The 12,551-nt window shown below is 67.2% G+C and carries 10 protein-coding genes; 2 read left to right on the top strand and 8 right to left on the bottom strand.

Annotated elements, in window-relative coordinates; translation table 11 throughout:
* Positions 1 to 119 precede the first annotated feature (119 nt).
* The 5 genes from CYR75_RS10155 to cyoA are packed head-to-tail and all read right to left on the bottom strand — an operon-like array spanning position 120 to position 4,917.
* Complete coding sequence (locus CYR75_RS10155) at positions 120 to 854, bottom strand: SURF1 family protein (protein ID WP_225972677.1); 735 nt, start codon at positions 852 to 854, stop codon at positions 120 to 122.
* A complete protein-coding gene (gene cyoD / locus CYR75_RS10150; RefSeq protein WP_101499938.1) occupies positions 851 to 1,252 on the bottom strand; it encodes a cytochrome o ubiquinol oxidase subunit IV in 402 nt (133 codons plus the stop codon). Before cyoD ends, CYR75_RS10155 begins: the two co-directional genes overlap by 4 nt.
* Positions 1,252 to 1,866 (bottom strand): cytochrome o ubiquinol oxidase subunit III, encoded by a 615-nt coding sequence (gene cyoC / locus CYR75_RS10145; protein ID WP_101500986.1) that lies wholly within the window; start codon positions 1,864 to 1,866, stop codon positions 1,252 to 1,254. Before cyoC ends, cyoD begins: the two co-directional genes overlap by 1 nt.
* Positions 1,867 to 1,874: 8 nt before the next feature.
* The gene (gene cyoB, locus CYR75_RS10140) at positions 1,875 to 3,878 is read right to left on the bottom strand and encodes a cytochrome o ubiquinol oxidase subunit I (protein WP_101499937.1); all 2,004 of its coding nucleotides are present in this window, start codon (positions 3,876 to 3,878) and stop codon (positions 1,875 to 1,877) included.
* A gap of 10 nt (positions 3,879 to 3,888) precedes the next feature.
* Entirely contained in the window at positions 3,889 to 4,917 is a 1,029-nt protein-coding gene (gene cyoA / locus CYR75_RS10135; protein ID WP_158644626.1) for a ubiquinol oxidase subunit II, read from the bottom strand.
* A gap of 210 nt (positions 4,918 to 5,127) precedes the next feature.
* Between cyoA and CYR75_RS10130 the strand changes: the two genes are divergently transcribed.
* Both CYR75_RS10130 and CYR75_RS10125 read left to right on the top strand, forming a co-directional pair.
* Positions 5,128 to 6,447 carry an MFS transporter gene (locus CYR75_RS10130; RefSeq protein WP_101499935.1) on the top strand — a complete coding sequence of 440 codons (1,320 nt, stop codon included), beginning with the start codon at positions 5,128 to 5,130 and terminating at the stop codon, positions 6,445 to 6,447.
* 142 nt (positions 6,448 to 6,589) lie between these two features.
* Positions 6,590 to 6,856, top strand: coding sequence for a glycine zipper 2TM domain-containing protein (locus tag CYR75_RS10125; RefSeq protein WP_101499934.1), 267 nt, complete (start codon positions 6,590 to 6,592; stop codon positions 6,854 to 6,856).
* 176 nt (positions 6,857 to 7,032) lie between these two features.
* Here the strand turns inward: CYR75_RS10125 and CYR75_RS10120 are convergent, their stop codons facing one another.
* The 3 genes from CYR75_RS10120 to CYR75_RS10105 are packed head-to-tail and all read right to left on the bottom strand — an operon-like array spanning position 7,033 to position 12,519.
* On the bottom strand, positions 7,033 to 10,422 hold the full coding sequence (locus CYR75_RS10120; RefSeq protein WP_101499933.1) for an error-prone DNA polymerase: 3,390 nt from the start codon (positions 10,420 to 10,422) through the stop codon (positions 7,033 to 7,035).
* Complete coding sequence (locus tag CYR75_RS10110) at positions 10,419 to 12,017, bottom strand: Y-family DNA polymerase (RefSeq protein WP_450091375.1); 1,599 nt, start codon at positions 12,015 to 12,017, stop codon at positions 10,419 to 10,421. Before CYR75_RS10110 ends, CYR75_RS10120 begins: the two co-directional genes overlap by 4 nt.
* Positions 11,932 to 12,519 (bottom strand): ImuA family protein, encoded by a 588-nt coding sequence (locus CYR75_RS10105; RefSeq protein WP_101499932.1) that lies wholly within the window; start codon positions 12,517 to 12,519, stop codon positions 11,932 to 11,934. Before CYR75_RS10105 ends, CYR75_RS10110 begins: the two co-directional genes overlap by 86 nt.
* Positions 12,520 to 12,551: the final 32 nt, after the last annotated feature.

Below are 12,551 nucleotides of genomic sequence, written 5' to 3'. Positions count from 1 at the left end.
TCCCTGCATGGGACCAACCTCCGAACCATTCATGCCGCAGTGCAGCATATGTGGGGTGGACGGGAGGGGGGATCAAGCGGGGCGCGGCGGCCGGGCGGGGTTGTGCCGCAACGGCACTATCAGCGGCGCAGGCGGTATTCGTGGCGGATCAGCACGGTCAGGGCGAAGGCGACGAGGCCCGCCAGCGTGAACCATGTCAGCGCATAGATCAGGTGGGTGTCGCGGAATTGCACCACCGTCAGCCCGCCCTGCGGCCCGTCGGCGGCGATCACATCCGGGTCGGCGTCGGCGTCGATGAAATCGGGCGCGGCGTTGGGCAGGCCCAGATCCTGCGCGATGGCGGCGACGTCGCGGGAATACCAGCGCCCGCCGGCGGGGTCGTTCTGGCGCAGGAAGGCGCCATCTGGCTCGGTCAGGCGCAGAAGGCCGGTGACGGTCACGGCGCCCTCGGGCTGCGCGGCCGCGCGGGTGGCAGGGTCGCGCCGCTGCGGCGGGACGAAGCCGCGATTGACGAGGACGCTGCCGCCCTGGTCCAGATGCAGCGGGGTCAGCACCCAGAACCCGCCGCCAAGCTCGGTCACCGCCTGCACCAGAACCTCGGCGCCATGGTCGAACCGGCCGGTGACGCGGACGCGGCTGTATTCGCGGTCCTTGGGCGGGCCGGTGATCCGGGCGAAAGGCTGGACCGGGGCGGACAGACGCGCCTCGACCCGGTCGATCAGGTCATGCTTCCACGCCCGCCGCTCGATCTGCCAGAGGCCCAGCCACATGAACCCCGCCAGCATCAGTGCGCCCAGCACCAGCACCGCGACCAGTTGCGTCAGCGGGCGGGGCGGCCGCTCGGCCTCTGTCACCTGCCGCCCGTGTCGAGCGGCACCGGCGTGTCGGTCAGCGCCGGGGCCATGCCGGGCATCATGTTGCTGTCCATGTGATACATCACCCACAGCGTGCCCACGACGACGATCACCAGCAGGATCAGCATGAAGAACAGCGAGACCAGCGGCCAGCCGCCTTCGGCGCGCGGGGTCATGTGCAGGAAGAAGACCGCGTGAACCAGCATCTGCGCCACCGCGCAGCCCAGCACCGCCAGCATGGTCAGCAGCCGCGTATCCAGCCCGCCGGTCATCACGATATAGAAGGGGATCGCCGTCAGGATCACCGACAGGCCAAAGCCGGTCAGATAGCCGCGCAGCGTGCCCTGCGGAAAGCCCTCGCCCAGGGCATCGTCGTCGGTGGCGTGATCGCTGCGCATCAGATCATCCCCATCAGATAGACAAAGGTGAAGACGCCGATCCAGATCACGTCGAGAAAGTGCCAGAACAGCGACAGGCAGGCGACCCGGCGCTGATTGGCGAAGGTCAGCCCGTGGCGCTGAATCTGCACCGCCAGCACCGCCAGCCAGATCAGCCCGACGGTGACGTGCAGCCCATGCGTCCCGACCAGCGTGAAGAAGGCCGACAGAAAGGCCGAACGCGACGGTCCGGCGCCGATGCTGACCAGATGGGCGAACTCGTACATCTCGATCGCGAGGAAACCGGCGCCGAACGCCGCCGTCGCCAGCAGCCACAGCAGCACTTGGCGCACGCGACCGGAATGCATCGCCAGCATCGCCAGCCCGAAGGTCAGCGAGGACATCAGCAGCATCGCCGTGTTCAGCGCGATCAGGGGCAGCTCGAACAGGTCCTGCGGGCCGGGGCCGCCGGCGGTGCGATGCGAAAGCACGCCATAGGTCGCAAACAGGATCGCAAAGATGAGGCAATCGCTCATCAGATAGATCCAGAAGCCTAGCGGGGTGGAATGGCCGTCGGGGTGGTGCGGCTCTTCGGTCGGGTGGAAGGGGCGGGGGTTGGTAGTCTCTGCGGTCATCTTGGCCCTCATACCGCGCCGGACAGGGCTTGGCGGTGCGCCGCCTCGGTCGCGATGACGCGGTCGCGGGGGATCTCGCGCCCGCGGTCGTAATCGAAGCTGTGCCAGATGGCGATGGCGATCAGCCCCAGCAGGGACAGCCCGGCCAGCCACCAGATATGCCAGACAAGCGCAAAGCCGATCACCACGCTCGCCGCCGCGAGGAACATGCCGGCGGGCGTGTTGCGGGGCATGTGGATGGGGCCGAAGCCCTTGGCCGGGCGGGTATAGCCATGTTCCTTCATGTCCTGCCATGCATCGATATCATGGACCACCGGCAGCACGGCAAAGTTGTATTCCGGCGGCGGGGACGAGGTCGACCACTCCAGCGTGCGCCCGTTCCACGGATCGCCCGAGACGTCGCGGTTCTGCGCCCGGTCGCGGATCGAGGTGTAAATCTGCATCAGCAGCGCAAAGATGCCGACCGCGATCACCGCCGCCCCCAGCCCCGCGATGGCGAACCAGATCTGCAGCGAGGGATCGTCGAATACCCGCAGCCGCCGCGTCACCCCCATCAGCCCCATGATATACAGCGGCGCGAACGCCATCCAGAACCCGATCACCCAGCACCAGAAGCTGACATGCCCCCAGAACTGGTTCATGTGAAAGCCGAAGGCCTTGGGCCACCAGTAATTGATCCCGGCGAACAGCCCGAAGACAACGCCGCCGATGATGACGTTGTGGAAATGCGCTACCAGAAAAAGCGAGTTGTGCAGCACGAAATCGGCCGGGGGCACGGCCAGCATCACCCCGGTCATGCCGCCGATGACAAAGGTCAGCATGAAGGCGATGGACCACATCATCGGCAGTTCAAACCGGATGCGGCCGCGATACATGGTGAACAGCCAGTTGAAGATCTTGGCCCCGGTCGGGATGGCGATGATCATCGTCGTGATCCCGAAGAACGAGTTCACCGACGCGCCCGACCCCATGGTGAAGAAATGGTGCAGCCAGACCAGATAGGACAGGATGGTGATGCAGACGGTGGCATAGACCATCGAGTTATAGCCGAACAGCCGCTTGCCCGACATGGTCGAGACCACCTCGGAAAAGATGCCGAAGGCGGGCAGGATCAGGACGTAGACCTCGGGGTGGCCCCAGATCCAGATGAGGTTGATATACAGCATCGGGTTGCCGCCGAGGTCATTGGTAAAGAAATTCATCCCCAGATAGCGGTCCAGCGCCAGCAGCGCCAAGGTCGCGGTCAGCACCGGAAAGCTGGCGACGATCAGGATGTTGGTGCACAGCGTCGTCCAGGTGAAGATCGGCATCCGCATCAGCGTCATGCCCGGGCAGCGCAGCTTGAGGATGGTGACGATCAGGTTGATCCCCGACAGCGTCGTGCCGACCCCGGCGATCTGCAGGCCCCAGATATAGTAATCCACCCCCTCGCGCGGGCTGGCGGCAAGGCCCGACAGCGGCGGAAAGGCCAGCCAGCCGGTCTGCGCGAACTCGCCGATGAACAGCGACAGCATCACCAGCACCGCGCCGCCGACCGTCATCCAGAAGCTGAAATTGTTGAGGAACGGGAACGAAACGTCCCGCGCCCCGATCTGCAGCGGCATGACGTAATTCATCAGCCCGGTGACCAGCGGCATGGCCACGAAAAAGATCATGATGGTGCCGTGGGCGGTGAAGATCTGGTCATAGTGATGGGCGTTCAGATAGCCCTCGGACCCGTTGAAAGCCCAGACCTGCTGGATCCGCATCATCACCGCATCGGCGAAGCCGCGCAGGAACATGACCAGCCCCAGCACCATGTACATGATGCCGATCTTCTTGTGATCGACGCTGGTGAACCATTCGTTCCACAGATAGCCCCACAGCCGGAACCGGGTCAGCGCGGCCACCAGCGCCAGCCCCAGCAGCGCCACCACGACGAAGGTGCCGACCACGATCGGTTCGTGAAGCGGCAGCCGGGACCAGCCGAGCCGGCCGAAAAGGAATGTGGAATCGCTGATGCTGTTGTCCATGTCCATCCTGCTAGCTGTCGCCCTGTTCCGGGGTCTCGGCACCCGCGCCGGGCTGGCCGGCCTCGCCCTCGTCCTTGTCCGGGGCGGCGGTCTGGTCGTCCGGGGCATGGGCGCGTTCGGGGTTGGCGGCCGCGTGGCCGCCATGGGCGCCGCCTGACATCATCTGGTCCATGCAGACCTGACCGGGATCGACGCAGCGGTTCAGGATCGCGTGATACAGGGTCGGGTCGCCCAGCCGGAAATAGGTGGCGGGCACGTTCTGGCTGGGCTCGCGCAGCTCGCGATAGCTGTCGCGGTCAAGGACCAGCTCGCTTTCGCCCACCATCGTCACCCAATCGTCGAAATCGTCCTGCCGCTGCCCGAAGAAGGGAAAGTTCATGCCCGAGAACCCGGCGCCGCTGTAATGCGAGGACATGCCCTTATAGGCGCCCTCGCGGTTGATGACGGCGTGCAGCTGGGTCTGCATGGCGGGCATGGTATAGATCATCCCGGCCAGCGTCGGGACGTAGAAGGCGTTCATCACCTCGGTCGAGGTCAGATCGAAGCGGATCGGCCGGTTCAGCGGCGCGGCCAGCTCGTTGACGGTGGCGATGCCGTATTCGGGATAGATGAACAGCCATTTCCAGTCCATCGACACCACCTGCACGACCAGCGGGGTCGAATCCTCGTAGACGCCAAGGATGTCGGTATCCAGCGGGCGATAGGGGTCCAGCTTGTGGGTGCTGACCCAGGTCAGCGCGCCCAGCCAGATGATGATGGTCAGCGGCGCGGCCCAGATCAGCAGTTCAAGCTGGACCGAATGGTCCCAGTCGGGCGCATATTCATCCTGCGTCGCCTTGTTCGAGGCGCGATAGCGGATCACGAACCAGACGATGGTCATCATCACCGGCAGCACGATCACCAGGATCAGCGCCGTGGTCAGCCCCAGCACATCGCGGGTCCGCGCGGCGATGTCGCCCGAGGGAAACAGCACCTCGGACCCGCAGCCGGACAGGGCCGACAGCGCGGCGAGAGGGGCGAGGGTTCGAAGCGGGCGCATGGACATCTCGGGGTTGCTGGACGGGCCGGCGATGGTCTGCGCGATCTTTGCAAGCGGAAGATGGCACCGCAAAGCCGGATATGAGATACGGATAAAACCAAAGCCGCGCCGCTTTGTCCATGACAGAGCCACGCTTGACAGGAACCGGCAGGGCCGGAACCTTGGAAGGACAGACGAAAACCCGCCGCTGAACAGCAACAGGTTGAAAACATGGAACTTGCCGCCGATTCGGACCGCTCTGCGCCGGTCAGTCAGGGACGACTCACCGATATCGCCATCGGTGTGGTAATTGGTCGCACCTCCGAGTTCTTCGATTTTTTCGTCTTCGCCATCGCGGCGGTGCTGGTCTTCCCGCAGTTCATCTTTTCCTTTGCCACGCCGCTTGACGGGACGCTGTTCGCGTTTCTGGTGCTGGCGCTTGGTTTCGTCGCGCGGCCGGTGGGCAGCTTTGTCTTTACCGCCATCGACCGGCGCTGGGGGCGCGGGGTCAAGCTGACCGCCTCGCTGTTCCTGCTGGGCATGTCGACGGTGGCGATCTCGTTCCTGCCCAGCTTCGAATCCGAGGGCTGGCTGACCGTGGCCAGCCTGTGCCTGTTCCGCATGGGGCAGGGCGCGGCCCTGGGCGGGGCCTATGACGGCATGTCGTCGCTGCTGGCAATGAACGCGCCCGAGGATCGCAAGGCGCGTTACGCGACGCTGCCGCAGATCGGCGCGCCCATCGGGCTGATCCTGGCCAGCGCGCTGTTCGTCTTTCTGCGCATGAGCCTGACCGAGGACGAGTTCCTGAATTACGGCTGGCGCTATCCCTTCTTTGTCGCCTTTGCGATCAACGTCGTGGCGCTGTTCGCGCGGCTGCGGCTGGCGGTCAGCGAGGAATTCGACGCGCTTTACGCCAAGGCCGAGCTGCGCCCCCGGATCAACCCCCGGCTGCTGCTGGACGAGGCGTCGAACCTGATCGCGGGCAGTTTCGTGCCGCTGGCGACGCTGGCACTGATGCATATGGTCACGGTGTTTCCGCTGGCCTGGATTCATCTGAACGCGCCGGAAAACGTCGTGGCCTTCCTGTGGATCGAGATTTTCGGCGGCGCCATCGGACTGGGCGGCATCATCGCCTCGGGCTTTCTGGCCGACCGGATCGGGCGGCGCTCGCTGCTGCGCAACTGCGCCATCGCGATTGCGGTCTATGCGGTGATCTCGCCGGTGCTGCTGGGTCTGGGCCTGAGCGGGCAGGCGCTTTACGTCTTTATCGGCTTTGCGCTGCTGGGCCTGTCCTTCGGGCAATCCTCGGGCGTGGTCGCGGCGGGGTTCGCGATGGAGAACCGCTATACGGCCTCGAACCTGACCTCGGACCTGTCATGGATGTTCGGGGCAGGCTTTGCGCCCGTTGTGGCGCTGTTTCTGGCCGAGCGGTTCGGGCTGTGGTCGGCAGGCGTCTATCTGCTGTCGGGGGCGCTGTGCACGCTGGCCGCGCTGACCCTGTTTCGCCGCAACATGCGGCAGCGGCAGGCCGAGGACCGGTCCTGGCGCTAGCGCGTTGTCCAGCCGGGTTCTGACAACGAAAGCTAGACTTTAGGCCATGTTACTGGCAGCATTTCCGGATCGGCGCTGAGTTTCTGCGATGAGTTGCTCAAGATCGATATCGATTCGAAACGAACTCGACAAAGGACATGAGATGAAAAGAACTGCAGGTTTCGCCGTCGTCGCCGCCATGAGCATCTTCGCATTGGCGGGATGTTCGGACAATCAGGGAATCAATGCCGGGACCGGCGCGCTGATCGGCGCCGCCGCGGGCAATCAGATCGGCAAGGGCAGCGGCCGGACCGCGGCCACGCTGGTCGGCGCGGCCGTCGGCACTCAGGTGGGCGCGATGCAGCCCACGAACAAGACGTGCACCTTCCGCAACACCCAGACCGGGCAGACCTATCAGGCGCCCTGCTGACGCCGTTCGGGTGAGGTAAGCGACCGGAGTTCCGGTCTGGCTTTTGTCGTGCAGCCCTTCCGCATGTTCTGCGGGAGGGCTTCATGCTGCTTGCCGATTGGCGAAGGTCAGGCGTCGTGACCGGTGCGCCGCATCGCCAGCCGCTTTCAACATAAACCTTCTTGCCCGTCCGCGGCCTAGTGGAAATCGCGGCTGGGAAACAGTTGCCGGGCCTGATCGCGCGGATGCAGCGGGCGGGGGCGGGTCTGGCCGCGCTGGGTCTGGCGCAGCGGGGATTCGTCGGTCTTGCGCTCGCCGGTCGCGATCATCTCGTGCAGCGGATGGGACAGGTCGGACAGCCGCGCCGACAGATCCTCGATCTGGTCGGCGATCAGGTGGACGACGATGCCCTCGCGCTGCAGCCGCCCGGTCACCTTCAGCAGCCGCCCGCCCATGACGGCGCGGCGAAAGCGTTCATAGACCTTGGGCCAGACGACGATGTTGCTGACCCCGGTCTCATCTTCGAGCGTCACGAAGACCACGCCCGAGGCCGTGCCCGGCCGCTGGCGGGTGATGACCAGCCCGCAGACCGTGACCCGCCCCACCGGCGTCGTGGCGAGCGATTCGTGGCAGGTCAGGCCGGGGATGGCGGGGCGCAGCAGTTCCATCGGATGGGCGCGCAGGGTCAGGCGGGTCGAGAGGTAATCCTCGACCACCTCCTCGCCCAGATGCATTCCGGGCAGGGTGACGGCGGGTTCGCGCAGCCCCTCGCCGTCGATGGGGTCGTTGAACAGGGGCAGCGGCGCGGGCGAGCGGATCGCGCGCACCGCCCACAGCGCATCGCGGCGGTTCAGGCCCTGACCGGCGAAGGCGTCGGCCTCGGCCAGGCGTTCCAGCACGGCGGGCGAGATCCCCGCCCGCAGCCACAGGCTTTCGGGGTCGGGATAGCCATTGCCGCGCGCCGCCGCGATCCAGTCGGCATCCTCGGCCCGCATCCCCTTGATCTGGCGAAACCCCAGCCGCAGCGCCAGCGCGCCATCGGCGCGGCGTTCCAGCGTGTTGTCCCAGGCGCTGGCGTTCACGCAGATGGGCCGCGTCTCGACCCCGTGTTCGCGCACGTCGCGGACGATCTGGGCGGGGGCATAGAACCCCATCGGCTGGCTGTTCAGCAGCGCACAGGCGAACACCGCCGGGTGATGGCATTTCAGCCATGACGAGACATAGGTCAGCATGGCAAAGGCCGCCGCGTGGCTTTCGGGAAAGCCGTAATCGGCGAAGCCCTCGATCTGGGTAAAGCAGGCGGCGGCGATCTCGGCCGAATAGCCATTGGCCATCATCCCGGCGACAAAGCGGTCGCGATGTTCGCCGATGGTGCCCATGCGCCGGAAACTGGCCAGCGAACGGCGCAGGCGGTCGGCCTCTTCCGCGGTATAGCCGGCACCGACGACGGCGATCTGCATGGCCTGTTCCTGAAACAGCGGCACGCCGAGGGTCTTGGCCGTCACCTCGGCCAGCGCCGGACCAAAGGGCTCGGCCGCCTCAAGGCCCTGACGGCGGCGGATATAGGGTTTGACCATGCCGCCCTGGATCGGGCCGGGGCGGACGATGGCGACCTCGATCACCAGATCATAGAAGGTGCGCGGCTTCATCCGGGGCAGAAAGTTCATCTGCGCCCGGCTTTCGACCTGAAACACCCCGACCGCATCGGCGCGGGTCAGCATCCGATAGGTGGCCCCGTCCTCTTGCGGGACGGTGTCGAGGGTCAGCGCCTGCCCCTCGTGCCGGGCCAGCAGGTCGAAGGATTTGCGCAGGCAGGTCAGCATCCCCAGCGCCAGGATATCGACCTTGAGGATGCCAAGCGCGTCGATGTCGTCCTTGTCCCATTCGATGCAGGTGCGGTCGGCCATGGCGGCATTGCCGATCGGGCACAGCTCGTCCAGCCGGCCCTTGGTGATGACAAAGCCGCCGACATGCTGCGAGAGGTGGCGCGGAAAGCCGATGATGGTGGCGATCAGCCGCATGGTCTGGGCCAGCCGGCGGTCGTCGGGGTTCAGCCCCAGCTCCTCGACCCGCTCGCGGCCGGGGGCGTCGCCGGACCAGCCCCAGATCTGCCCGGCCAGCGCGGCGGTCACGTCCTGCGACAGGCCCATGACCTTGCCCACCTCGCGGATCGCGGCGCGCGAGCGGAAATGGATCACCGTCGCGCACAGCCCGGCGCGTTCGCGGCCATAGCGGTCATAGATCCACTGGATGATCTCCTCTCGCCGCTCATGTTCGAAATCGACGTCGATATCGGGCGGCTCGCCGCGATGGCGCGAGATGAAGCGTTCGAACACCATCCCGATCAGGTCCGGCGAGACATCGGTGATGCCCAGCAGATAGCAGATGACCGAATTGGCGGCCGATCCGCGCCCCTGACACAGGATGCCGCGCCGCCGCGCCTCGGCCACGATGTCATGCACGGTCAGGAAATAGGCGGCATAGCCAAGCTCTGCCACCAGATGCAGCTCTTTCTCCAGCAGGCCCTGCACCCGCGCATCCGCGCCCTGCGGATAGCGCCGCGCCAGACCGGCGCGGGCCAACCGTTCGAGCCGCTGCTGGGGCGGGCCGCCGCCATCCTCGTCCGGGTATTCATAGGCCAGTTCGGACAGATCGAAGGCGCAGCGCGCGGCGATGTCCAGCGTGCGGCGGATCGCGGCGGGGTGGCGGCGATACAGCCGGGCCATGTCCTCGGCCCCCTTCAGGCGGCGCTCGGCATTGGGCAGGGCGCGGGTGCCGATCTGGTCGATGACGATGCCCTCGCGGATGCAGGTCAGGACGTCGGCCAGCGGGCGGCGATGGGCGCGGTGCATCAGCACGTCGCCCACCGCCACCATCGGCGCGGCGCAGCGCAGCGCCAGCGCGGCGCAGTCGTCGAACCACGCCTGATCGCTGCCGTCATAGCGCGGGGCGGCGCCCAGAAAGACGTGGCCGGGATAGCGCCGCGTCATGTGCCGGATCGCCTGCACGCTGTCGGGGGAAACCGCCGCATTGTGGGTCCGGGTGCTGTCCGGCAGCGCGATCAGGATCATGCCCGCGCAGCCGGTGTCCAGATCGGCCAGATCCAGATGACATTCGCCCTTTTCGGCGCGCATCTTGCCCCGGCTCAGCAGCCGGGACAGGCGTTTATAGGCGGGCCGGTCGGTGGGCAGGGCCAGAAAATCCACCGCGCAATCGCGCAGCACCAGCCTTGCGCCCACGATCAGCCGCGGCAGCCGGACCCCGCCCGAAGTGTCGATATCGGTGGGGCTGCCGATTTCCTGACGCGAGCAGCCGTCGATGCGATGTTGCGAGCGGATCGGCAGGGCGCGGGCCTCGTCGCGCAGCACCTTCAGCGCCGAATAGGCCCGCACCACCCCGGCCAGCGAGTTGCGGTCGGTGATCGCAATCGCCGCCAGCCCCAGCTCGGCCGCGCGGGCGACCAGCTCTTCGGGGTGCGAGGCGCCGGTCAGGAAGGTGAAGTTGCTGGTCACGCACAGCTCGGCATAGCCGGTGACCTTGGCGATCCCCTCCGGGTCGTGGTCGGTGTCGGGCGGTTCAGAGGTCATGCGAATTCCCCCTGCACGAACCAGCCGGGCGTCTGCGGGGTGTGGAACATCCACAGCCGCCGCCCTTGCCGGGTTTCGACCATCCAGTAATCGCGCAGCCCGCCGCGCCAGCCGCTATCCTCTTGCCACCACTCCGGCGCGATCCGTTCCGGCCCGGTGGCGCGGGCGGTGTTCAGCACCATGCGCCGCCAGCGAAAGCGGCGTGGCGGAGAGGCACCGCGCCCGATGATCGGCTCGGGGTCGAACAGCCGCAACGGCCGGGGCCGGGGGCTGGTCCAGCCGCAGGGCGGCGCGGCGGCGCCTTGCAACGTGGTCGCGTCCTGCCCGGCGGATGAGTCTGGGGTCGCGCCCAGACGTGCTGATGAGAACTGCCGGGCCGATGCGGCCTGCCGGGCGGGCGCGGTCTGCCGTGTGGGGGGCAGCGTGGCGGGGGTCAGGGTAAAGGCGCGTTCGGGGATGTGGCTGTCGGCGGGCTGGAAGCGGTGCAGATTGTCCAGCCCGATGCGGGTGCCGATCCGGGTCATCAGATCGGCCAGCCGGTCCGGGGCGCGCGTCTCGGCGATGCCGGTCTGCATCTCGGGCAGGGGCTCGACCAGCACCGCCTCGAGCCGGATCTGGTCGATCCCGAAGCCCGAATCGACCTTGCTTAGGCTGCGCCCGAACAGCGGCAGGATGCGTGCCGGTTCGCGCATCGCCGCCGCCAGCCGCAGGGTGATGTGCTGGCTGGCGCTGTCCACCCGCCGCAGTTCCAGCCGCAGCGTGCGCGCGCCGACCTGCTGCGTCGCAAGTTTCGCGCACAGCCCGTCCAGCAGCCGTTCGGTCGCGGCCATCAGGTCGCTTTCCAGCCCGATGGGTTCGGGCAGGGTCAGCCGCGTCGCGTAATGCACCGGCTCGGCGGCGGGGGTGATGGATTCGGGCGCGCGGCCAAGCGCCTGATCCAGCCGCAGCATCAGATGCGGCCCGAATCGCCGGGCCAGAGGGGCGCGCGCGGCCGCGTCCAGCTCTCCCACCCGGCGCAGCCCAAGGCGCTGCAGGCCGGTCGCCATCTCGGCCGGGATGCGCAACGCGGCGACCGGCAGGGCCAGCACGGGCGCGGGATCGCCCGGCGCCGCCACGCCCTGGCCGTAATGGGCCAGCGCCCAGGCCGCGCCGCGCGTGTCGCCCAGACCCAGATGCAGCGTCATTCCGGCCCGCGCCGCCGCGTCGCGCATATCGTCCAGCATCCCGGCCTCGTCCCCCCACAGATGCGCCGATCCGGTGATGTCCAGCACCAGCCCGTCGGGCGGCTCGATCCCGACCCAGGGGCAATAGCGCCCGGCCCATCGCCGCAGCAGGTGCAGGAATCGCGTGTCCTGCGCCGGGTCGGCGGGCTGGCTGATCAGGTCGGGGCAAAAGCTGCGGGCATCGGTCATCCGCATCCCCCGCGACAGATCGGCGGCCTCGGCGGCGTGGTTGAGGCAGTGGATGACATCGCTGTTGTGCTGACGCAGAAACAGCGCAAAGGGGCGGTCAGTCGGACATGCCCGCAGAACCCGGTCCGAGGCCAGCCGGGGAAACCACATCGATACGATTCGCCTGCCAGTTCCAGACAACATTCCAAGCGCCAACGGTTCCTGATTTGTTCTTGGTAATTTCCCAACGCATCAGAGTCGAGTCCTCATGCGCAGGATCGAACACGGGAATCGCGTGCCAGCGGGTCTCGGCGGCGTTCGAGCCCATGCCCTCGCGGATCAGACACAGCCCGGTGCTGCGCCCGGCGGCAGCGGCAAGCTGCAGCCGCCGCCCCTCGCGCAGGTTCACGGGGCGGGTGATCTCGATGACGACAAGGCCCACGGCACCGTCGCGCAGCGCCTCTTCCGCGACGGCAAGGCTGTCGGTCTGATCGGCGGAACTGGCGATGATCAGCCGGTCGGGGTCCAGAAACATGGCCAGCCCGGACGGGTGCAGCGTTTCGGGCAGCCATGATTCGCGCACCCACAGCACCGGCCCCGACCCGCCCGCCGCGCAGATGGCGGCAAAGGCCGGGGCGGCGGCGCCAAAGACCTCGTGCACACGCGCGGGCCGCAGGGGAAAGGCGGGGAGGGGGGGCTGGCTCATGGCGGCGATGATAGAAAGGACCGCGCCGGGAA

It is taken from the genome of Paracoccus jeotgali (assembly GCF_002865605.1).
GTDB lineage: Bacteria > Pseudomonadota > Alphaproteobacteria > Rhodobacterales > Rhodobacteraceae > Paracoccus > Paracoccus jeotgali.
This window is presented reverse-complemented; position numbering and strand designations above follow the sequence as displayed.

What these genes read in the sequence shown, in the direction of transcription:
- CYR75_RS10125 (WP_101499934.1), top strand. Translation starts at nt 6,590, where the DNA reads ATGAAAAGAACTGCAGGTTTCGCCGTCGTCGCCGCCATGAGCATCTTC.
- cyoB (WP_101499937.1), bottom strand. Translation starts at nt 3,878, where the DNA reads ATGGACAACAGCATCAGCGATTCCACATTCCTTTTCGGCCGGCTCGGC.
- cyoD (WP_101499938.1), bottom strand. Translation starts at nt 1,252, where the DNA reads ATGCGCAGCGATCACGCCACCGACGACGATGCCCTGGGCGAGGGCTTT.
- CYR75_RS10105 (WP_101499932.1), bottom strand. Translation starts at nt 12,519, where the DNA reads ATGAGCCAGCCCCCCCTCCCCGCCTTTCCCCTGCGGCCCGCGCGTGTG.
- CYR75_RS10130 (WP_101499935.1), top strand. Translation starts at nt 5,128, where the DNA reads ATGGAACTTGCCGCCGATTCGGACCGCTCTGCGCCGGTCAGTCAGGGA.
- CYR75_RS10110 (WP_450091375.1), bottom strand. Translation starts at nt 12,017, where the DNA reads ATGTTGTCTGGAACTGGCAGGCGAATCGTATCGATGTGGTTTCCCCGG.
- CYR75_RS10120 (WP_101499933.1), bottom strand. Translation starts at nt 10,422, where the DNA reads ATGACCTCTGAACCGCCCGACACCGACCACGACCCGGAGGGGATCGCC.
- cyoC (WP_101500986.1), bottom strand. Translation starts at nt 1,866, where the DNA reads ATGACCGCAGAGACTACCAACCCCCGCCCCTTCCACCCGACCGAAGAG.
- cyoA (WP_158644626.1), bottom strand. Translation starts at nt 4,917, where the DNA reads ATGCGCCCGCTTCGAACCCTCGCCCCTCTCGCCGCGCTGTCGGCCCTG.